Genomic DNA, 21,395 nt, shown 5'->3' on the forward strand with positions numbered 1-21,395 from the left:
CCCGACCGTATTCAACTGATCGACTTCAGGAGTTAGAACAATGAGCGACAACATTTTCACCGGCTGCATCCCCGCCCTGATGACCCCGTGCACCGCTGAGCGCAAACCGGACTTCGACGCCTTGGTCGCCAAGGGCCGCGAGTTGATCGATATCGGCATGAGCGCCGTGGTGTACTGCGGCTCCATGGGCGACTGGCCGCTGCTGACCGAAGCGGAACGCCAGGAAGGCGTGGCACGCCTGGTGACGGCGGGCGTGCGGACCATCGTTGGCACTGGCGCAGTGAACAGCCGTGAAGCGGTAGCGCACGCGGCCCACGCCGCCAAAGTCGGCGCCCATGGCCTGATGGTGATCCCGCGCGTCCTGTCTCGAGGCGCCTGCGCCACCGCGCAAAAGGCGCACTTCTCGGCAATCCTCAAGGCTGCGCCCAACCTGCCGGCGGTGATCTACAACAGCCCGTACTACGGCTTCGCCACCCGCGCCGACCTGTTCTTCGAACTGCGCCGCGAACACCCGAACCTGATCGGCTTCAAGGAATTCGGTGGCGCTGCCGACCTGCGCTACGCAGCCGAACACATCACCTCCCAGGACGATAACGTGACGCTGATGGTTGGCGTCGACACCCAGGTGGTGCACGGCTTCGTCAACTGCAACGCGACCGGCGCCATCACCGGTATCGGCAATGCACTGCCTCGGGAAGTTCTGCAACTGGTGGCGCTGAGCAAAAGAGCCGCCAAGGGCGATGCCAAGGCGCGCCGCCAGGCCCGTGAACTGGAAGCCGCGCTGGCAGTGCTGTCATCGTTCGATGAAGGCTGCGACCTGGTGCTGTATTACAAGCACCTGATGGTGCTCAACGGCGACCAGGGCTACGCGCTGCACTTCAACGAGACCGACGCCCTCAGCGACGCCCAGCGCCGTTACGCCGAGCACCAGTACGCGCTGTTCCGCCAGTGGTACGCCAACTGGTCGGCATAACAGAACGTCGCCTGACCCCTTGCGCGCCGCTGTGGTTCTCGCAGCGGCCAAGCCCACTTTTTTCCAGGACGATTCCATGACTCTGACGGGCAAGATGCTGATCGGTCAGCAACTCATTTGCGGCAATCGCGAAGCGATCCGGGCGATCAATCCCGCCCCCCACGCAGCCCTGGAGCCCGCCTACCTGGGCGGCGACGGCGAACATGTCGCGCAGGCGTGCGCATTGGCGTGGACGCAAGCGGCGCAGGCGCGGCCCGAGCCCATTCCGGTGTATGCGGAAATGGGCTCGATCAACCCGGTGTACCTGTTCCCGGCAGCGTTGGCGGCTCGGAGTGAGGCACTGGCCCAGGGTTTTGTGAGCTCCTTGAACCTGGGGGCCGGACAATTTTGTACCCACCCAGGACTGGTGATCGCGGTACAAGGGCCGGATCTGGATCGCTTCATCCGCAGGGCGGCTGATCGACTGCCGAACTGTGCAGCGCAGACCATGTCCGATCCCGATATCGTAGTGGTCGGCGCCGGCATTATCGGCGTCGCCTGTGCACTGCAACTCGCGCGTCAGGGCCGGCAAGTGCTGGTGGTCGACCAGCAGGAACCCGGCATGGGCGCGTCCTATGGCAACGCCGGGCACCTGGCGACCGAACAGGTGTTTCCGATTGCCGACCTGTCGATCCTCAAACGCTTGCCCGGCATGCTGCTCGACCCCATGGGCCCGCTGCGCCTGGATTGGAAATACCTGCCGCGCGCCCTGCCCTGGTTCCTACGCCTGTTATTGAACCTGCGCCCGGCCAGCTATCAGCGCACGGTCGCGGGTATCCGCGCGCTGAACGAGGGCAGCCAGGGCGCTTGGCAGCGCCTGCTGCACAGCATCGGGCGCCCGGAGTTGTTGCGCGAAGAGGGCTCACTGCTGGTGTTTGAACGGGCGGATTCACGGGACGCCCTGGATGCCTTGCAGCAGCGTATGCAAGCGCAACAGGTGCCCGTCGCGTTCTGGTCCGGCGACGCGATACGCCAGGCTGCACCGCAGTTGAGCGACAACATCCGAGGCGGGCTGTTCTTCCCCAGCACCGGGCACTTCCTTGACCCCTACCAAGTGGTGTGCGAGCTGGTCCAGGCAGCCAAGGCCAGTGGCGTGCAATTCCTGAAGCGCCAGGTGCTGGAGGGACGCTTGGAACAACACGGCGTCTCACTCACCACCGACCAAGGCCCGCTGGCCGCACGGCAGGTGCTGGTCGCCTGCGGTGCCCACTCAGCCAAACTCACCGCCGCACTGACCGGTAAAAAAGTCCCGCTGGACACCGAGCGCGGCTATCACCTCATGCTGCCCCACGAACAGCAGCGCCTGCCGTTTGCCGTCACCTCCCTGGAACGCAAATTCATCATGACGCCTATGGCCGACGGCCTGCGACTGGCCGGCACTGTGGAATTCGCCGGCCTCGACCGCCCGGCGAATATGGAGCGCGCCTGGCAGTTGCATCGGTTGAGTAAAGGGTTGTTTAGGCAGGACCTGAGTGCGGAAGGTGCGACGCCGTGGATGGGATTCCGGCCGTCGTTGCCGGATTCGCTGCCGGTGATTGACCGGGTCTGCGACGGGAAGGTGCTGCTTGCGTTTGGGCATCAGCATTTGGGGTTGACGCAGGCGGCGGTGACGGCGGAGATCGTTGGGGAGTTGGCATCGTCAACCCTTGTACCAACGCCCCTGCCTTATGCTCTGAGCCGATTTTGATTGATGACCTCAAAATCAGAGGGATCCTACAAGGCACGCAAGATATGTTCTATCGCTTAACTCAATCCCTCTGGAATGCGGGTTACAGGTTACGGTGGTGCAGCCCATTTATACGAACGTAAGGACCTGACTCGTACATATCTGCCTCCATAAACATCACGTGACGATTCAGCACGCCGCCCCGGAAAACTCAGCTGTTTAATCAGAAGCGGACCCTCCTGCATGAGACCCGCCACCGTGAAAAAACAGCTTTCTATCGCCACAGTCAGCGCTTGGTGTTGGGTTGGCAAACTGACGCCGCCGTTGACGCTGCTGACATCTTTTCCTCGGCAATCACTGCTGGACGCTTTCAGTACGCGAACCAAAGGTCCGTTGGTCCTGGTGGTCGCCCCCGCCGGCTACGGCAAGACAACGTTGTTGATGCAGTGGCGCCAAACCCTGCTAACAGCAACGACGTCGCCAGTCATCGCCTGGCTTTCATTGGATGAGGCCGACAGCGATCCCAATCGCTTCCTCTCCTATTTGATTCTTACGCTAGACCGTGCGGGCCTTGATCTCGGTCACCTGACGCGGCTTGCGCAAGACCAAGCGCTGGACGCTCAACCGCAACGAACGATCACTGCCCTGCTCCATGCACTCGCCAGGGAAAACCGGCAGGTCACGCTGTTCCTTGACGACTACCATGCAGCCGCCAATCCTCAGCTCGACACCCTCGTACAGGCGCTGCTTGAACAGGCGACCCCCTGGCTGGAGTGGATAGTCGCTGCGCGCATCCGCCCTGGCTGGCCCTTGACTCAGTGGAAAGCCAATGGCTGGGTGCATGAAGTATCCGCACACGCACTGATGCTAACGCAGGCAGAAACCGCAGCCATACTGGGGCCCGATATCCTCCCCGCAGAACTTACGCACTTGCATGAAAGAACGGAGGGTTGGGCGGTGGCCGTGCAGCTGGCGCGCCTGTGGCGGGCCAGTGGCGATGCTTCGCTGTACGGCCTCACCGCGTTCTCTGGACGCGTCACCGATATCGCCGATTACCTGACCGGGCAGGTTGTGCAACGCCTGTCAGCAGAGTGCCAGGCATTTTTGCGCGACATGGCACTGCTGGAGCGCTTCAACGCCGAGTTGGCCGATGCGGTGCGTGGGCGCAGCGACAGCACACAGTTATTGATGCAACTGACCCACCTTGACGCTCTATTGGTACCGCTGGATGCTGGCCGTCAGTGGTTTCGCCATCACCGCCTGCTTCAGGACTTTCTCAAGCAGAGCATTGATGCTAGTGCAGCACAGGATATTCACTATGGGGCCGCCCAATGGCTGGCCCAGGAAAAGGATTGGATTCAAGCGATCGTTTATGCACTGCGAGCGCGTGATACCCGGTTGGCGGTGGATCTGGTGGTTAGCGCAGGAAGCTGGCAAGTGGTGCTCTACAACGGTATCCGGTACGCCCAAAGCCTGCTGCAGCAGTTTGACGAGCGAACCCTGGGTACTGAACCGGACCTGCTACTGCTCCAGGCGTACTTGCACGCCAAGCTCGGCGAGCACGCGCTCGCCGGCCAACTCCTCGATCTTGTCCAGGGACGTGTTCAAAACGATCGACGGTTGGCGGGCGATTTCCACGTCGTTCGGACCCTCGCTTGCGCTTATGTGGATTGCTTCGAACTGCCCCACTACGATGGCATCCCAGACGATAACCTGCTGGCTACCGGCACGCTTGAATGCGTCAATGCCTTGCAGGCATTGACCCAAGGCCAACTGGGATTGGCGCTACAGATCATTCGTTCGGCGCACATCAAGATGCGTCTGATTGCCAGCCCACGGGGCGAGAACTATTGCCGAATCCATGAGGCACAAGTCCTGGCGTTGGCAGGCGATATTCCAGCATCAGCGCAACTGGTCGAAAACGCGTTATCGATTGCCGTCGACCAGTTCGGTAACGAGAGCTCTGTGAGGGCGTTGGTGGGGTGTCTCAAGGCACAACACCTGTATTGGCAAGGCACCTGGGCCGAAGTGATACCTTGGTTTCGCGACGGCTGGGCCTCGCTGAACCACACAGACGGTTGGCTGGACATCACCGCGGCCACCGCCGACGTGGCATGGCGTACGGTACTGCGGACCCAAGGCATGCAACCAGCGCTGCTTGAGTTGGAGCATGTTGCGCAACTCGCCACCGCGCGCAATTGGCAAAGATTGACGCGGCTGGTCAGCGCTTGGCGTGTGGACCTCTTGGTACAAGCGGGATTCCTGTCACAGGCACGCCATGAATCGCACACCGCCCGCTTGGAAAGTGCTGCAAATAGTCCCGACGATTGGCGCAATCAGGAGGCGGCGATACTGGCGCTGGCCAGGTTGCAGTTCGCCACGGGCACTTCCAGTGCGGCACTCAATCGCCTCGTGCACGGTGCTCGATCACTGCAACAGCGCGGTTTGCATTTACCTGCCTGGCGCCTGCATATAATGACTTTGGCGGCATATGGCAAAGGCCACCCGATTGAGCACAACGCGACACTCGCATCGGTCCCTGCCCAGGCATTGCCAGGCCTGTTAATGGAGGCCGGGCCATGTTTGCTACCAGCGTTGGAAGCCAGCGCCGATCTCAATACCCGCCTCGCTGCAATCATCACCCGCCTGCGCGGTTGGCGTGCCCACCCTGTTCGTCCGCGCATGCCATTCAGCGCAAAAGAAACGCAAATCCTCTCGTTGCTTGCCGAAGGCCAATCGAATAAAGCGATTGCCCAAGGTATGGATATTTCCGAGAACACCGTGAAATTCCACCTCAAACACATATTTGCCAAGTTCGGCGTGGATAGCCGGACCGCAGCCACGGCCGCCGCATTGCGTTTGGGACTGGTAGGCCCCTAGCGTTAAGCCACCAACCTACCCACACGGGTAGTCCCTATGCTGCTTCCCCCCCCACCTACCCGCGCTGCGCGTAGCCGTCCATGGACGGCGCGCCCTAGCCTCTCTCAACACCAGCGAGAGGCGCTCTCCTGGTCAAAAAATCATAAAAACAGCAGGAGATGCCCAGTGGGTATGGACGGCAAAACAGTGCGCGTGGCCACCGACGTCGGCGGTACTTTCACCGACCTCGTGTATTTCGAAAACGACCCAGCCACCGGAGAGCAGAGGATTCGCACCGCCAAAGTCGACACCACCCCGCCGAACTTTGCACAGGGTGTGCTTAACGTTATCCGTAAAGCCGAGATCGACCTGGGCACCGTGGACTTCCTGGCGCACGGCACCACCGTGGTGATCAATGCGCTGACCGAACGACGCGGTGTCAAGACTGGGTTGATCACTACCCAGGGCTTTCGCGATGTACTGGAAATCGCCCGGGCCAATCGTCCCGATTATTTCAATCTCAAATGGGTCAAGCCCGCGCCGTTTGTACCCCGCTATCTGCGCCGCGAAATATCCGGGCGCCTGCACACCAACGGACAGGAGCGTGAGCCTCTGGATCTCTCGCAGATCGCCGGGATCCTCGAGGCCTTCCGCGCAGACAAGGTAGAGGCTGTCGCAATCTGCCTGCTGCACGCCTACGCCAACCCGGCCCACGAGCAAGCGGTACTGGCCCGCGTGCGTGAGCTCTGGCCAGAGGTTTTGGTGGTGGCCTCCCATCAGATAACCCGCGAATGGCGCGAGTACGAACGCTCCAGCACCACCGTGCTGTCAGCCTACGTGCAGCCCATTGCTGCACGCTACCTCGACGACTTGGCGAGCGGGTTGCGCGAAGGCGGCTATAAGGCGCCCTTGTACATCATGCAATCCAACTGCGGTGTCGACAGTGTGGAGCACGCCAGGGATATTCCGATCACCATGGTCGAATCCGGCCCGGCCAGTGGATTCTGGGCGGCCGCCGAACTGGGACGACTGATCGACGAGCCCAATGTGCTGGGTCTGGATATTGGCGGGACCACCGCAAAATGCGCGTTGATCCGCAACGGGCAAGTGTCGATCAAGACCGATTACTGGATCGAGCGTAACCGGATCAACGCGGGGTACCCAATCATGGTGCCGGTGGTCGACCTGGTGGAAATTGGCAATGGCGGAGGCTCCATCGCCTGGGTCGACGATTTCGAGAAGTTGCACGTCGGCCCTCAATCTGCCGGCGCCATGCCGGGCCCAGCGGCCTATGGCAACGGTGGGACGCAGATCACGACGACCGATGCCAACTTGATGCTTGGGCGTATCAACCCGGAATACTTCTGCGGCGGCAATGTGGTAGCTGACCTGCCGGCAGTGGAGCAGGGCCTGAACGAGCTCTGCCAACGCCTGCAGTTACCGATGGATGAGGTGGCGCGCGGCATCGTGCGTCTGGCCAACGACAACATGGTCAATGCGTTGAAATTGGTTTCGTTGAGCCGAGGCCACGACCCAAGGGAGCTGACGTTGATGGCATTTGGCGGCGGAGGCGCGATGCATGCCGTGGCCCTGGCCCAGGAACTGGGCGTAAAGAAAGTCATCGTGCCACGAAGCGCCTCGGTGTTCTCTGCCTGGGGCATGACCCTGTCGGACTTGCGCCGTGACCTGTTTATCAACCGCTTCGTTGAAACCGCAGACTCCAACAATCTTGACCAAGCCCAACAGTTTCTCGAAGAGCTGATGCGCGCCGCTCGCGAGCAATTCGTCACAGAAGCGATTCCCCCACAGCAGGTTGAGCTTCAAGTGCATTGCAAATTGCGCTACCAGAACCAGGAGCATTCCGTGGAGGTGTTGCTCAACCCACAAGAGCGCCTGGACGCAGACTGGGAAGCCATCGAACAACGCTTTCACAGCGTTTACGAGCAGCACTACACCTACCAACTGCAAGCCCCGCTGGAAATCATCGGCTTTCACCTGGTCGCTGTCGCCCAGATTGGCAAGTTACAACCCACGGCGCTGCCAATCACTGGTCGACTGGTCAGCGAGGCCTGTAAAGGCCTGCGGCGGGTGGACTACGCGCAGGAGGGCATCCATGAAGCGCTCCTCTACGACTACGACTTGCTTGAGCCACTGATGACCTTTTTCGGTCCGGCCATCGTCGAGGACGCCGGAACCACCGTGGTGGTACATCCCGGCAATCGCGTGCACGTGGATCGCCTTGGCAACCTGCACATCATGATCAACGGCTGAAGGAACATTGCCATGACTAAGCTCGACATTTTCACCCGAGACATCATCCAGAACTCGCTCCAGGCGATCGCCGACGAGATGTTCACCTCAATGCGCAATGCCGCCATGAGCCCGGTGATCTATGAAGTGCTGGACATGGGCACCGGCATCACTGATGCCCAGGGCGAGATCGCCAGCTCCGGCGCAGGCATTCCGGCTTTTGTGGGGGTGCTGGACAAAGCGGTAAAAAAGATCCTACTGCATCACCCTCTGCCCCAAGACATTGAAGACGGCGACGTTTTCATCAGCAACGACCCCCATGATGGCGCCGTGACACACCTCAACGATGTAGTGCTGGCCATGCCCGTATTTGCAGACGGCCAGTTGGTTGCCTGGACCGCCAACATAGCCCATTGGAATGATGTAGGCGGCCGAGTACCGGGATCGCTGTCCACGGACGCCACGGATATTTTCCAGGAAGGCCTGCGCCTGGCGTCGGTCAAGCTGATCAGCAAAGGCCAGCCGATTCGCTCGGTGTTGCAGATTTTGCGCGCCAACACACGCATGCCGGATTTCATGGAGGGTGACCTGTGGGCCGGTGTGGCTGCAGTGCGTAACGGTGCGACGCGCTTGCACGAACTGAACGACAAGTACGGCTGCGCCCTGTTTTTATTGGCGATGAAAGACTTCATGGACCTGGGCGAAAAAGTGTCGCTCAAGGCACTGGCAGCATTACCCGCAGGGCAGTTCAACCTCGAAGAGCTGCAAGACGACGGCAGCGTGTTCAAGGTGCGGATAGACATCCGCGAAACCGAGCTGGTGATCGATCTGCGCGACAATCCCGACCAATGCCTGGGGCCCACAAACCTTAGCCGTGACGGAGCAGTCGTAGCGGCGCAAATGGCGTTCAAGGCGCTCACTGCACCGCAAGGCATCACCAATGGCGGCACCTTTCGGCCCCTCAGGGTACTTACCCGTCCGGGGTCATTGTTCGATGCCCAACTGCCCGCTGCCGAAGGCTTCTATTTCGAGAACCTGATTCGGGTTCACGACCTGATCCTGTGCTGCCTGGCTCAACAGTTTGCGGACCGTTTGCCCGCCGGCAATTTCGCTTCGGTGTGCGCCACGATCATTGGCGGCGTTCACCCCGACACCGGGCGCATGTTCACCCTCGTGGAACCGGAGATCGGCGGCTGGGGCGCCGAGCCTGGTCGCGATGGCAACAACGCCGTGTATTCCGGGCTGCATGGAGAAACCTACAACTGCCCCGTTGAGGTGTGCGAAGCCCGATATGGGCTGTATGTCGAACAGCTCGCCCTGAACGACGAGCCCGGTGGGCATGGCCAGTACCGGGGCGGTCGCGGCATTTGTATCGACTATCGGATTCGCGCCGATGGCAGCTTCATGACCTGCGGCTACACCCGCTCGGTCATTCCGCCCTGGGGCCTGGAGCAAGGCGCGGAAGGCACACCCAACTATATAGAAGTCGTCAGGAGCGATGGCCAATGCCAACGCTACAGCATGGCCAGCAGTATCGCCTTGAATGCCGGCGATCTGGTCAGGGTGCGTACCGGTGCCGGCGGTGGTTATGGCCCTGCCAGCCAACGTGATCCTCACGCAGTGCGCGCAGACGTGAAGAACGGTTATGTCGATGCAGAAACCGCGCAATCCGTGTACGGGCTGACGCTCTGACAACGACGCTCAGCCGCCTAGAACAACAACAAAAAAGAGAGCACCACCATGAAACTTCGACACTCATCACGTTTATGGGTAGGGCCGACGCTTGCCTTGGTTTTGGGATTCACAGCTTCGGCACAAGGCGAACAATTCATCGGTTTCGCCCAACCCGGCGAACCTGGGAAGTGGGCCCTGGAATCGTTCCCCGTGTTCACTCGCACCACAAATGGCGACGTGCGCGCAGGCAGTAATACGGTACTGGCGTACTTCTCCGAGACCGGCTTTACCGGAACGCAGCGCGACCAACTGCAATTCTGGGTCGGTGCCGACGCTGGCTACACCGGCAGCAACGCCTCACGCAACAACGGTGCTTGGGGAGTTGCCTCTCCTAACCTGGGCTTGGCCTATTACTACAATGTGGTCGAGCCCAGCAGCGCGTACGGCGCTGATGACTTCACCACGTTCTGGGTCAACCCGACGCTCTCGCTGGAGTTCCCCAACGGAAACGATGAGGGTACTGGGTACGGCGCATTTGCCAACCGGTACGGCGCCAGCTTCAGCGTTGCCAACTACCTGCGCGTTGGACGCTTCGCTGCCACGTTTACGCCGATTGGTATCCACTACGCTTCGCGCAACCGCCATAGCACCGACATCGGCGACGGTGATCCCGTAAACCTGCGTGGCGGTATCAGCTTCTGGATGGCGGACATCGCCGCCGGCTATTTGGTGACCGATGATTTATGGCTCGGTCTGCATCACTCCTACCACATCAACAACCGCTCGGCGTCGGACTTCAAGGAATCCCGTGAAGGCAAGATCGGCCCCGCGATGACCTACACCGGCTTCGCTAAACAAAAGTTCTACGTTTCGGCGAACCTGAACTTCGATTACTACCACAGCGACAACCTGCCCTATTCCAATAGCTTGACCATGGCCCTGGTGAAATTCTTCTAAGGCCTCTGAGCCTCTATCAAGGAATACCGTATGGACAGTTCTGACTTCAACATCGCGCCGCAAGATATGCCGGTCACCGTGCGTTGGCTCAACCCCATTGGGTGCCCGACGTTTGACGAGCCCATCGCCCATCTGTTGCACAGCATAAAGCAGCCTTCCACCCAGGTTGAAGTGGTGTCGTTTGACATGCCCTATAGCCCGACACACTTGGAGTACCGTGCTTATGAGGCGCTCACCTATGAGCGCACGGTGCGCATTGCGCGCGATTGTGCACAGGAGGGCGTGGACGCCTTGGTACTCGGGTGTTTTTACGACCCAGCACTGGAAGATGCACGGGAAATCTCCGGAGAAACGCTAGTGGTGGCGCCCTGCCAGGCGAGTTTACAAGTGGTAGAACACCTGGCTAATCGGTTTTCGATCATTGTTGGGCGCACCAAGTGGATCGAGCAGATGCGTACCCGCGTCCAGGGTTATGGCGCGGGTGACCGGTTGGCTTCGTTAAGGCCGCTGGGGATGGGCGTGGATGAGTTCCAGCTGGATCACGTTGTGACCCGGCGCAAGATCATCGAACAGGCTCATCGTGCAGTGGAAGACGACGGTGCCGAGGCCATCATCCTGGGCTGCACCATCGAATTTGGATTTTTCGAGGAAGTGCAGCGTGAGGTCGGCGTACCGGTGATAGACCCCGTGGTAGCGGCCTTCAAAGTGGCCGAATCCATGGCCGGCATGAAACGCAGATTTGGTTGGCGACCAAGCCGTGTAGGCAGCTGTGAGCCGCCTCCTGAGGCCGAAATCCAACGCTTCGGTTTATTCCAGGGCGCTGCGCCAATCGGCAACCGTGTAAAAGCCTGACTTCGAAAAGGATAGCCACCATGAGTGATATACCCTCGACGCTCCACCCTGCCCAACCGATACCCGATGCCAGTGCGAGCACTCGCGAAGTCGGGGATGTTTTCAGGGGCTTCCCCCTGACCCGCACCCACCTGCAATGCTGCCTGGTATTGTTTTTGGTATTCGCGATTGAAGCCTGGGAGATGATGATCATCGTCTATACCGCCCCACTGATTGCGGCGCAGTTTTCCCTGGACGCACTTGCCGTGGGCCACCTGATCAGCGCGATGTTCATTGGGATGCTGGTGGGGGCGCTGCCTTGGGGAAAAGTCGCCGAACGTATCGGCCGTAAGCGTGCAATTATCTGGAGCCTGGGCACTTACGGGTTGATCTCTCTGGGGAGCGCGTTTGCGCCTGACTACTCAACGCTTTATGCCCTGCGATTGCTATCCGGGGTCGCTGCAGTAGGCATGATGGTGGTGACATTTGCCCACTTCCAGGAGCTGTTACCGGTTCGCTATCGCGGTGCGTTGACGGTGTATCTCGCTTCTGGCTGGCCTATTGGAATGCTGCTGGCATTAGGCGCCACCGTGTGGCTGCTCCCCTATGGATGGCGCGCAGTTATCGTATTGAGTTCACTTGGCGGTCTGTGGGCGATTGCGGTGGCACGCTGGGTCCCGGAGTCACCCTATTGGCTGGCCTCTATGAATCGGCAGGCTGACGCTAGGGCAACGATCAATACGCTGAGCCGTGGCAGGGTGCAAATTCCCGAAGACCAGACGTTGCAAGTAGACCGTAGCGTGTCAGGCCACCAACGGGAGTTGTTCCGCCGCGCACTGCTCAAAGTCAGCCTCCTGCAGATTACCGTCAACTTCACGTTTTCCTGGGGGTATTGGGGCTTGCAGACCTGGCTGCCCACGTTACTCCAGCAGCGCGGGTTGAGCCTGCCTCAGAGCTACGGTTTTATTGCACTGTCTGCACTGTGCATGATTCCGGGGTATATGGCCGCGTCGTACCTGACGAGACGGTTGGGACGTAAAAAAGTCATCGTCGGTTTTATCGGCGCATCCGTACTGGCCGGTTACGGCTTCGCTAATGCCCATACGCTGGAGATGCTCTACCTGAGCAACTTTGCCCTGGCATTTTTCAGCCTGGGGGCTTGGGGCGTGTGGGGCGCCTGGATCGGCGAATTGTACCCCACGCCACTTCGAACAGTGGGTTACGGATGGGCCATTTTCGCGCAACGGGTGGCAAACGTACTGGCACCGTCGCTGATCGGAGCGCTGATTGCCTACGGGTCATCGTTCAACCTGACGACCACCATCATCAATGCATTTCTGATGGTGACGGTAATACTCGTCGTGTTCATTCCCGAAACCGAGGGCGAAGCGTTGCGCTGAGGCTGGCGTGCCCGATCGTCAAATCCGACCGCTCTCATCGGCTACCACTGACAGTCACCAACAGGAAAGCAAGGCTGAATATGAAGTCGCAAACTGCAGGGCTCCTCCACTTTTTCAGTAGCCCTGCATTCCCCTCAAGGATGGAGTCTTCATGAACAGTGAACCACTACAGAACAACCTGGTGTTCCCCATGCAACGGGGGCCCTTTCAAAACAACGGGGCATCGCCCTGGTATTGCACAATCAAACTGGGTACCCCTGCTCAATCGCTCAAGTTCTCCCTCGACTCAGGCACAAATATGAGCTGGGTCACCTCAACGCTTTGTTCCGCCGACCAATGCAAGCATTTTGCAGGTGGCCGTTTTGACATCAAGGCTTCCAGCACCTTTGCGTTTACCGATTGCCTGCGTCGACCTTACAGTTTTGGGCCATGGGGCACGATGCAGGTGGAGTCAGCGTCGGACGTGCTTACCCTGCCTAACGACGCGCACCTTAACAGCCAACTGCTTCTGGCATCGGCTTACGAAGGTGACCCATTCAAGCAGTTGGACTGGGATGGTGGCTTAGGCCTTCCATGCAGCAGCGCCTATGTGGAAGGTCGCAGCTCCTTCGTGCTCCAGACGTTGATGCGCGAAGGTCAACTCGACCCTGCCCACCCCTTCGTTGCGTTTGATTGGGATGCCCCGCGGCGACGCGGCGACTGTCGAATGGGAGCTGTCGACTTATCTAAAGCCCAGGGGCCCCATCTGTTCTTGCCTTGGTCCGTCTATAGCGCATTGCCCGGAGTTGAATATATCTGGTCGACCGACTTGAAGTCTTATTCAGTCGGCTCAGAACAACTGCGCGCCAATATCAAGTTTGCCCTCGACTCTGGCTCATCGCAGTTCAAAGGTGACTCTGCGCTCATGCGCGAAACACTGGCCCGTATCTCCCACAGCAACCAGCCTGACATCCTGCTGGAATTTGCAGACGGCCAAATGACCCTGGGCAGCGAACTCTATGAATGCCTGATCGAAGCGGGTCCACAACAGGGCCAGATACTCCCTCAGTTCGCTCCATTGGGCCTGACTGACCTGGTAGTGGTGGGATCGGTGGTCATGGACTACTGCTACACCGTCTATGAGTATCAAGTGGTGAAATGCAGCCGCGAGGTTTACTCGCTGGCCCCAGTGGGGATCTGGCTATTCAATCGTCCTGAGGGTCCGCAGATCATCACGCGGTCTTCGTCGAAGCCTTTTGCGCCTGATGCAAGAGCGGTGCTGAATGGAAAACTCACCCTACCGGGCCCGGCTAGCGAAACAGTCACAGTTGCCGGAACCTGGCGGAACGACTATGGCTCGGTAATGACCCTGCAAGTTTCGGGGCGGCAGGTCACAGGCACCTATCGATCATCGACCGGTTCAACGGGTGAGTACTCGATCACTGGATGCGTATCGGGCACGGGTGCAACCCGCACTACAAACCAGCCACTGGCATTGGCCATTGAATGGCATGACCTTGGTGACGAAACAAAGGATCCCAGTTGGAACTGGGCCTCGGGCTTAAGTGGCCAACTGAGTGTGACGGAGAAAGGCAACGTGCTCACATTGAACCACGTGTTAGTCGCGACCAGCGACTTTCCGGAGCTGGCACGCCAGGGCAGCTATATCGACAAGTTGGTGTATACGCGGGCTGAACAGCAAGTGCAGACCAGGCCGAGTACGCGCATCGAACCCTTTCCCGTCAAAAATACCCTGGCAGGCCATTGGGTCACAGCCGATGGGACCTCCTTAGTGTTGAGTGTGTACAGCGACAGCAAGCAACGCTTCGGTATCGTTCGGGGCTCTTTCACATGTCAGGAGGCCAGCGCCGAGGTCGCCGGGTTTACTGATGTCAATACGCTGAAGTGCAAACTCTCGCTCCAATCCGTGAGCCTTAGCGCCACCCTTACTCGGGAGAACGCGGTCTGTACCCTCTGCGGAACCTTGGATTTGACGGCTGACACGTTGAGCTTGTTGGTACTGACCAGCTCCGCTGTAGCCCCTGCGCATGCTTACCTGGCGACACAAGTTTCATCTCTGCATTTCACACGCGCTACTGATGCTTTCCCCAGTGCTCAGTCATTACGTGGCAAGTGAGTTGTTGTGACGAGGGCGCTTGCTCCCGCTGGATCGCGCAGCGGCCCCAGCTCTTTTTTGAAAGACTGGGCCTGCTACGCAGTCCAACGGGAGCAAGCTCCCTCGCCACAGGTACATGGTTCGCCCTTGACTAAACGGCGTCAGAGCTCGCGCCATCACTCTACTTGACCAACCGCTTCTCCTTGGAGGGGCGATATCCGAAATACGAGCTATAGCACTTGCTGAAATGGCTCGGTGAGACAAACCCGCACGCCACCAGCACCTCCACTTGAGACAACTCGGTGTGTTGCAGCAACCGGCGCGCTTCGGTGACACGCAGTTCCATGTAGTAACGCTGAGGCGTGGTGCCCAGTTGTTCCTTGAACAACCGCTCAAGCTGGCGGCGGGAGCGGCCGGCGTAGACGGCCAGCTGGTCGAGTTCCAGGGGCTCTTCGAGGTTGGCGTCCATGAGTTTTACGACTTCACGCAGGGGCGCGCTGACGCTGACGTTTTCGGTGGGTTTGATACGCCGGTAGCGGGATTCTTCGAAGGCCAGGATGTCTTCGATACCTTCGACCAGGGCTTTGTCGTGCAGGCCCTTGATCCAGTCCAGCGCCATATGGAAGGCGCCGGAGGGGCTTGACGCGGTGAGGCGGTCGCGGTCGATCACGTAGGGTTCGCTGGTGACGTGGGCAGCCTTGGACACTTCCGCCAGGGCCGGGCGATGTTCGGGGTGAATGGCGCAACGATAGCCTTGCAGCAGGCCGGCGCGACCGAGGAACCAGGCGCCGTTCCACAGGCCGGCGAGGCCGACGCCGTGTTCGGCTGCGCTGCGCAGCAGGTGGATGAAGTCTTCGCTCGCCTTGAGTTCAGTGCGAAAACCGCCGCAGATCACCAGCAACTCCAGGTCTTGCAGGGCCGCCACGTCGAGACGTGCGTCGGGGCGGATAACCAGGCCCAGGTCGCTGTTGACTTCGCCAGCGTCCCAGCCGAAGGTGCGCGAAGCGAATAATTCCGGACGCAGCAGGTTGGCGGTGACGAGGGTGTCGAGGGTCTGGGTGAATGCGGGCAGGGAAAAGTGCTCAAGCAGCAAGAAGCCGACACGGGTCACCGAGGCTGGCTGCTGGGTTTCATTGAGGTAGCGCAGGTTCTTGCCTTTCATGCCTCCGCTGAATTGACGTCTTTCCATCGAGGGTTGGCCCACTCTTATTGTTGATGCAGTGGGTGCCATCTTAGGGGGAAACGCGATGGCTGTCTCAGGCACTGATCTTGAGAAAACCGCAAACGCTCAAAGCCCGTGGTAGAACAGGGGGCGAGCCATCTGATACGGTTTTTTCTTTGCTATCTGCGCCTGTATTGAAGTGCGGGTGAGGCGGACAATGGCCCCATTCCCAACCCACTCTTCGGAGGCCTTATGGCCAAGATGGCACTTTTCCTGTTCGGCTTTTTGGTGTTGACCATCGGCATTGGCTTGCTGGCGACCATCTCGCCGGTCTGACACTCAGCCGGCAAACAGCATCGGGTACAGCGACAACACCAGCAAGCCGGCCATCGACCCGTTGAACAGTCTTAGCCAGCGCGGCTCACGCAATACACTGCGCAAGCCGCTGCCACAGCCGACCCACACGCACACGCTGGGCAAGTTGACCACAGCGAACACCAGCGCAATCACCAGCACATTGGTGACATAGCCTTCAGCCGGCGTATAGGTGGTGATGGCCCCGAGCGCCATGATCCAGGCCTTGGGGTTCACCCACTGGAACGCCGCCGCGCCGAGGAAAGTCATGGGCTTGCCCTGCTCATCGTTGCTGTCGGATAGGCCGCCAGCCGTCGCGATTTTCCACGCCAGGTACAGCAGGTACGCCGCGCCCACGTAGCGCAACAGCGTATAAGCCCATGGAAACACCTTGAACACTTCGCCCAAGCCAAGGCCCACCGCGATCACCAGCACCATGAACCCGATGCTGATCCCCAACGCATGGGGCATCGACCGACGGAACCCGAAATTCACGCCCGAGGCGAGCAACATGGTGTTATTGGGCCCTGGCGTGATCGAAGACACGAAGGCGAACAGCACGAACGCTGACAACAGACTGGTAGACATGTACATGATGCGGCATCCAACGGGGGTATGCCTGCGACATTAAAGAGTTATGGCGCACCCTGCCCCATACAGACACGGCACGATTGAGGCATACACTTTTTTGCCGAAGCTTTCACAAACCTTTCACAGATGACCCCCTATGGTGGACCCAGCTCCTAATGAACATCCTTTTAGCCCGCGCGCCCCACGCGGGCTTTTCTTTGCCTGGGGTTTATCGCAGGAAAAAACAGGCAAGCCATTGTTCATGACTTGCCTGCGGCGCTAATGATTTAACGCGGGCCTGGGCCACCGCCCTGACCATGTCCGCCACCGTGACCACCGCCGCCGCCACCCGGCGGCATGAATATCCAGCAGCCCGACAAGCTCGACAACAGCGCGACGACAACAGCCGCCTTGGTTAGACACTTCAACTTCATGACATCACTCTCTTACTTGACGAGATTAACTTCTCGTTTGATAGGACAGTGCAAGAGGAAGTGCGTCATGGCTATCGTGTAACCTGATGGTAGGGTTTGTATGCGTGACGGTACAACGTGGCGTGCGTCCTGAACAACAACTCGCTTCCGTCTGGCCACAGCATTTGGTATTAAGGGTGACGGATCAGATCGGAATCGAAACGACGTAGACGGCCTTTGAGGGTATTCAACACCTCGGCAAAGCGGTGAATGGCGGCGGCGTAGGTTTACATACACTGCCCGTCTAGAGCGTAATCACTCATCTCACACGCAACTCAAGGATGCCTATGCTCAACATTCGGCAAGCGACTGAATCCGACCTCGATACCCTGCAGCAAGTTGGCTGCGAGACCTATCGGCAGCATTTTTCAACGATCTGGTCCCCCGCCGGCTTGCAGACCTTCCTCGACCGCGACTTCTCCCACGGCGCGCTACGCGATTCACTGGACCTGTCTGACAGCCACCTGTGGCTGCTCGCCTGCGACGAACGCGCGCGGGTCGTGGGTTTTGCAAAGGTCAACTGGTCAGCCCCTGCCCCGCTGACCGGAGAAATAGGTGCGGAGCTGCGCAAAATCTACTTTCTCAAATCCGCCGCAGGGCTGGGGTATGGGAAGCAGCTTATGCAATACATTCGCGACCTGGCCGTACAGCGTGGGGAAAGCTTGCTGTGGTTGACGGTACTCAAGAGCAATCCCAATGGCCGACGGTTTTATGAAGCGTTTGGTTTTCAGTTGATCGGTGAAATCCCTTTCAACACGGACTTGGCCGAAATCGGGATGAACGCCATGGGTTTTGAACTGAAGCACCTGGAGGGCTGAATGGACGACTTGATACAAGGGCTCGATGGTCCCAGGACTGCCCAGCAGGAATTGTTTTACGACCTGGAAGATGCGGCGGCAGTTATTGGCTGGTCAGTGGTTGAGTTGACCGCTATGGCGGCCAGCGGCAGGACGCCAGATGAGGCCGTGACGCTGATGAAAATATGCGCACTGCTGGCGGCGCAACAGGAAAAAATTGGCGCCTATTCGAATGAGGCCAAAGACAAGAGGATCGTCAGGACTGACGATAGCCCGATGCAGTTGTGACCATAGGGGGACTGTCCACGTTTCGCTATCCAACCACAGAAACATCGCTCAACTTTTTAGCGCTCTTCTCATTTTGCAGGTGCCATCGCCCATGGGCTACTTGACCTCTTCTCAATAGCCTTTAAAGAGGTCGCCATGTTCGACAGCAGCTGTTACTCCGTATTACAACCGATAACCCGCTTCCTGCAAAAAGCCTGTGTCGTCGCCCTGCTGATCGTTCCAATGGCCGCTTTCGCCATCGTGGGCGGCGCGGATGCGCAGGATGGGCGCTATCCGTTTATGGCTTCGCTCCAATTCAAAGCGGCAGGCACGACGTCGCTGGAGCGTCACGGTTGTGGCGCAGCCTTGGTCGCACCTCGATGGGTACTGACCGCGGCCCACTGCCTGGTGAACACGCAACCGGCTGACGTCGAGGTGATCCTCGGGCGCACCCAGTTGAGCAAAACACTGCAGGGGCATACCGTCGGCGTACAACAAATCGCCCTTCACCCTGAATTCCTGCGCTCGCTGACCCTTGATGTCGCGCTGCTCAAACTTGATCGCGACATCACCGACATCCAGGCCATCACGCTGGTAACACGCGAAGAAGGGCTTGAAGATCGCATCAAGCGCCCTACCGCCCTCGGCTGGGGAAACACGGCGCGCAGCCCAGCCCCCGACGCACAGCCGGACCATCTGCAGCGCGCACGCTTGCCCAGAATGACGGACGCACTGTGCACATCACTCGCGCCAAACGTGAACCTGCAAAACACTTTCTGTGTGGGGGCTGATGGCTTGATACCGGACAGCGGCGACTCCGGTGGCCCTGTATTCACCAAACATCCCAAAAGAGGATTTGTGCAACTCGGCGTCGTCAGTCAAGGCGTCTTGATTGCACGCTTGTCCCACCCGAAGATCGCTGACTTTATTCGCGAAACAATGAGCGAATCGCCTTGATTGGATTATTTTTGGCGGACGTGTAGGCGTGGCGATATTACGGTTACACAGGCCTGCTGACTGCGACCCACTTCCTTGCAATGACGGGCGCCGCGTGAATAGCTCTGTTGGCTCATGAAGGTGTACGCCCAAATCCTGCGTTTGCGGCAGCACAGAACACATGCTGATAAATTTCCATCGAATAAAACGGGAACCCTCATGGGAATTAAAGTCACGATGCTAAAAGGCCTTTGCTTCCTGACGATGGGTGCTATAGCACTAGATGCCCTCGCAGGGACGTCGGAGCAGCGTTTTCTATGTTCGACGCAAGAAACGCTATTATTCGGATGCGACTCCGGCCCGAAGATGATCTCGGTGTGCGCATCGTCCGGTTTCTCAGCGACAACAGGCTATGTGCAATACCGATTTGGTACGCCCGGCAAAATTGAATTGAGCTACCCCCAGAAGCTGAGTCCACCGAATGGTCATTTCTGGCTCAGCTCTACGGGCTACTCAGGTGGCGCCGAGGCACATCTGCGCTTCACCAATCATGGCGTAACCTACGCCGTTTTCGACCGCACGGTGCGCACAAACTTTACCCCAGGAGAACCCAACGACCCCGAATTCAGCGAGGGCATCGTCGTGCGTCTGCCGGGTAAAAAAGCGACAAGTCGACTCTGCACCTATTCCGAAGGCGGCATTCGCGAGCAGGCCTACACAACCATCGAGCGTGAAGACTTCGACGATAGCCTTGTTCCGTAAAGGAGCACGGTTGCGCGCACGATGCCAAATCACAGATCGAGTAGGAGGCGGATTTACATCCGCCGTCCTCTCACACCTTACGGCACGGATCGCGTAATACTCAGCAGGTGCCGGGCGGAATGCCGTTTTTGTTGAAGTCCTTCAGGCGCTCGCGCTCTTCTTCGGTGGAGTGCGCTGGAGTTTGTTGTTCAGGTTCTTTCTTCTTTTCTTCAGTCATTGCTATGTCCTCTGGATGGTGCTGTTTCGGCACCTGGAGGAATCAGCAGTTCAAATCAATCCGCCCACCGCCCGGAAATGACCCGCACTCCCCGTGAAACGGATTGACCTGAGTGACCCACGACCGGCTGCCCATCCTCAACTTCGCCGAGGTCCGCGATGCCCGCTGACCTGCGCCCGTGCGGACACTAGTCATTCACTACACTCCCCTAAAATGCAGTTAAAACTCGCAGATACCGTTGATCGTACTCTTAATGACGCACGATAAAGAGGCTCTGATGCTAGCCCTTAGACGCTTACACCGGGCACCGCAAAGCGATCTGGACAGACCTAAATTCGATAGGGCCTCAAGTAGTAGCGCAGTACCGTGACGCTAGGACAGCCAAAGTGAGGGCCAACCGTGAGATCGCCCTGCTCTCCCATGCATTTACCATTGCACGAGAATGGGGGCTGACTGACAAAGCAAACCCTTGCTTTGGCGTTCGCCGCAACAAGGAAAAGCCACGGGACTATTATGCCGGTGAAACCGTATGGAACGCGGTATACGCGGAAGCGGTGCAGGAACTCAAGGACGCGATGGATCTGGCCTACCTGACCGGCCAACGTCCCGCTGATGTGCTCAAGGTTGCAGCCACCGACTTGAACAATGGCTTTTTGCTGATTGGTCAGGGCAAGACCGAAAAACGTCTGCGTCTTCGTTTGGAAGATGACGGAATCCAATCCGGCCTGAGTAGCTTTATCGACGACCTGCAAGAACGCAGAGCCGTCAATGGAATCCGCACGTCAACTTTGATAACAAACCCGTCTGGACTTCGGATGAGCCAGCAGATGTTGCGTAATCGGTGGGACGACGCACGAGAAAAGGCAGCAATCAAAGCGTCAGCTGACGGTGATCCCGCGCTGGCAACGAGCATTCCTCAGTTTCAGTTCAAGGATATCAGACCAAAAGCTGCCAGCGAGATCGAGCTGACGCACGCTAGCCGCCTACTAGGTCACTCCACAGAGGAAATGACCAAGAAGGTATATCGGCGAGTCGGTGAAATTGTGAAGCCTACGAAATGACACGTTGCTACATGTATGACAGGCAGAAAACGGCCAAAAGCGGTCTCTCACG

The 21,395-nt window shown here is 58.8% G+C and carries 16 protein-coding genes and 1 pseudogene; 14 read left to right on the plus strand and 3 right to left on the minus strand.

The window, feature by feature from the left end; genetic code table 11:
- The first annotated feature begins 40 nt into the window (after positions 1-40).
- From AACY30_RS14965 to AACY30_RS15005, 9 genes are all read left to right on the plus strand, one after another.
- Complete coding sequence (locus tag AACY30_RS14965; protein ID WP_339472005.1) at positions 41-973, plus strand: dihydrodipicolinate synthase family protein; 933 nt, start codon at positions 41-43, stop codon at positions 971-973.
- Positions 974-1,460: 487 nt separating this feature from the next.
- Positions 1,461-2,699 (plus strand): NAD(P)/FAD-dependent oxidoreductase, encoded by a 1,239-nt coding sequence (locus tag AACY30_RS14970; RefSeq protein WP_339472017.1) that lies wholly within the window; start codon positions 1,461-1,463, stop codon positions 2,697-2,699.
- A gap of 222 nt (positions 2,700-2,921) precedes the next feature.
- Positions 2,922-5,558: a LuxR C-terminal-related transcriptional regulator gene (locus AACY30_RS14975; RefSeq protein ID WP_339540569.1), complete on the plus strand. Its 2,637-nt coding sequence runs from the start codon at positions 2,922-2,924 to the stop codon at positions 5,556-5,558.
- A 171-nt stretch (positions 5,559-5,729) separates the two neighbouring features.
- Positions 5,730-7,808: a hydantoinase/oxoprolinase family protein gene (locus AACY30_RS14980; protein WP_339540570.1), complete on the plus strand. Its 2,079-nt coding sequence runs from the start codon at positions 5,730-5,732 to the stop codon at positions 7,806-7,808.
- Positions 7,809-7,820: 12 nt separating this feature from the next.
- On the plus strand, positions 7,821-9,479 hold the full coding sequence (locus tag AACY30_RS14985) for a hydantoinase B/oxoprolinase family protein (RefSeq protein ID WP_339472008.1): 1,659 nt from the start codon (positions 7,821-7,823) through the stop codon (positions 9,477-9,479).
- A 192-nt stretch (positions 9,480-9,671) separates the two neighbouring features.
- Positions 9,672-10,418, plus strand: coding sequence for a hypothetical protein (locus tag AACY30_RS14990; RefSeq protein ID WP_339472009.1), 747 nt, complete (start codon positions 9,672-9,674; stop codon positions 10,416-10,418).
- A gap of 30 nt (positions 10,419-10,448) precedes the next feature.
- Entirely contained in the window at positions 10,449-11,270 is an 822-nt protein-coding gene (locus AACY30_RS14995) for an aspartate/glutamate racemase family protein (protein WP_339416167.1), read from the plus strand.
- A 20-nt stretch (positions 11,271-11,290) separates the two neighbouring features.
- Positions 11,291-12,649, plus strand: a complete 1,359-nt coding sequence (locus AACY30_RS15000; protein WP_339472010.1) for an MFS transporter — start codon at positions 11,291-11,293, stop codon at positions 12,647-12,649.
- A gap of 151 nt (positions 12,650-12,800) precedes the next feature.
- The gene (locus tag AACY30_RS15005; RefSeq protein WP_339472011.1) at positions 12,801-14,765 is read left to right on the plus strand and encodes an avidin/streptavidin family protein; all 1,965 of its coding nucleotides are present in this window, start codon (positions 12,801-12,803) and stop codon (positions 14,763-14,765) included.
- Between the two features lie 160 nt (positions 14,766-14,925).
- On the opposite strand, the gene AACY30_RS15010 is transcribed toward AACY30_RS15005, so the two are convergent.
- From AACY30_RS15010 to AACY30_RS15020, 3 genes are all read right to left on the minus strand, one after another.
- Complete coding sequence (locus AACY30_RS15010; RefSeq protein ID WP_445261434.1) at positions 14,926-15,933, minus strand: GlxA family transcriptional regulator; 1,008 nt, start codon at positions 15,931-15,933, stop codon at positions 14,926-14,928.
- Between the two features lie 312 nt (positions 15,934-16,245).
- On the minus strand, positions 16,246-16,854 hold the full coding sequence (locus AACY30_RS15015) for a LysE family translocator (RefSeq protein WP_339472012.1): 609 nt from the start codon (positions 16,852-16,854) through the stop codon (positions 16,246-16,248).
- Positions 16,855-17,117: 263 nt separating this feature from the next.
- Positions 17,118-17,264: a hypothetical protein gene (locus AACY30_RS15020; RefSeq protein ID WP_339416160.1), complete on the minus strand. Its 147-nt coding sequence runs from the start codon at positions 17,262-17,264 to the stop codon at positions 17,118-17,120.
- A gap of 326 nt (positions 17,265-17,590) precedes the next feature.
- Between AACY30_RS15020 and AACY30_RS15025 the strand changes: the two genes are divergently transcribed.
- The 5 genes and pseudogenes from AACY30_RS15025 to AACY30_RS15045 all read left to right on the plus strand — a co-directional run.
- Positions 17,591-18,121 (plus strand): GNAT family N-acetyltransferase, encoded by a 531-nt coding sequence (locus tag AACY30_RS15025; protein WP_339472013.1) that lies wholly within the window; start codon positions 17,591-17,593, stop codon positions 18,119-18,121.
- Complete coding sequence (locus AACY30_RS15030) at positions 18,122-18,388, plus strand: hypothetical protein (RefSeq protein WP_339416158.1); 267 nt, start codon at positions 18,122-18,124, stop codon at positions 18,386-18,388.
- A gap of 135 nt (positions 18,389-18,523) precedes the next feature.
- Positions 18,524-19,324, plus strand: coding sequence for a S1 family peptidase (locus tag AACY30_RS15035; RefSeq protein WP_339472014.1), 801 nt, complete (start codon positions 18,524-18,526; stop codon positions 19,322-19,324).
- A 198-nt stretch (positions 19,325-19,522) separates the two neighbouring features.
- Complete coding sequence (locus AACY30_RS15040) at positions 19,523-20,065, plus strand: hypothetical protein (RefSeq protein WP_339472015.1); 543 nt, start codon at positions 19,523-19,525, stop codon at positions 20,063-20,065.
- 546 nt (positions 20,066-20,611) lie between these two features.
- Positions 20,612-21,343: pseudogene (locus tag AACY30_RS15045) on the plus strand (tyrosine-type recombinase/integrase); the annotation flags it as partial.
- Between the last annotated feature and the right edge of the window lie 52 nt (positions 21,344-21,395).

The organism is Pseudomonas sp. RA_5y_Pfl1_P24, assembly GCF_963970945.1.
GTDB lineage: Bacteria > Pseudomonadota > Gammaproteobacteria > Pseudomonadales > Pseudomonadaceae > Aquipseudomonas > Aquipseudomonas tritici.

What these genes read in the sequence shown, in the direction of transcription:
- AACY30_RS14965 (WP_339472005.1), top strand. Translation starts at nt 41, where the DNA reads ATGAGCGACAACATTTTCACCGGCTGCATCCCCGCCCTGATGACCCCG.
- AACY30_RS14970 (WP_339472017.1), top strand. Translation starts at nt 1,461, where the DNA reads ATGTCCGATCCCGATATCGTAGTGGTCGGCGCCGGCATTATCGGCGTC.
- AACY30_RS14975 (WP_339540569.1), top strand. Translation starts at nt 2,922, where the DNA reads ATGAGACCCGCCACCGTGAAAAAACAGCTTTCTATCGCCACAGTCAGC.
- AACY30_RS14980 (WP_339540570.1), top strand. Translation starts at nt 5,730, where the DNA reads ATGGACGGCAAAACAGTGCGCGTGGCCACCGACGTCGGCGGTACTTTC.
- AACY30_RS14985 (WP_339472008.1), top strand. Translation starts at nt 7,821, where the DNA reads ATGACTAAGCTCGACATTTTCACCCGAGACATCATCCAGAACTCGCTC.
- AACY30_RS14995 (WP_339416167.1), top strand. Translation starts at nt 10,449, where the DNA reads ATGGACAGTTCTGACTTCAACATCGCGCCGCAAGATATGCCGGTCACC.
- AACY30_RS15000 (WP_339472010.1), top strand. Translation starts at nt 11,291, where the DNA reads ATGAGTGATATACCCTCGACGCTCCACCCTGCCCAACCGATACCCGAT.
- AACY30_RS15005 (WP_339472011.1), top strand. Translation starts at nt 12,801, where the DNA reads ATGAACAGTGAACCACTACAGAACAACCTGGTGTTCCCCATGCAACGG.
- AACY30_RS15010 (WP_445261434.1), bottom strand. Translation starts at nt 15,933, where the DNA reads ATGGAAAGACGTCAATTCAGCGGAGGCATGAAAGGCAAGAACCTGCGC.
- AACY30_RS15015 (WP_339472012.1), bottom strand. Translation starts at nt 16,854, where the DNA reads ATGTACATGTCTACCAGTCTGTTGTCAGCGTTCGTGCTGTTCGCCTTC.
- AACY30_RS15020 (WP_339416160.1), bottom strand. Translation starts at nt 17,264, where the DNA reads ATGAAGTTGAAGTGTCTAACCAAGGCGGCTGTTGTCGTCGCGCTGTTG.
- AACY30_RS15025 (WP_339472013.1), top strand. Translation starts at nt 17,591, where the DNA reads ATGCTCAACATTCGGCAAGCGACTGAATCCGACCTCGATACCCTGCAG.
- AACY30_RS15030 (WP_339416158.1), top strand. Translation starts at nt 18,122, where the DNA reads ATGGACGACTTGATACAAGGGCTCGATGGTCCCAGGACTGCCCAGCAG.
- AACY30_RS15035 (WP_339472014.1), top strand. Translation starts at nt 18,524, where the DNA reads ATGTTCGACAGCAGCTGTTACTCCGTATTACAACCGATAACCCGCTTC.
- AACY30_RS15040 (WP_339472015.1), top strand. Translation starts at nt 19,523, where the DNA reads ATGGGAATTAAAGTCACGATGCTAAAAGGCCTTTGCTTCCTGACGATG.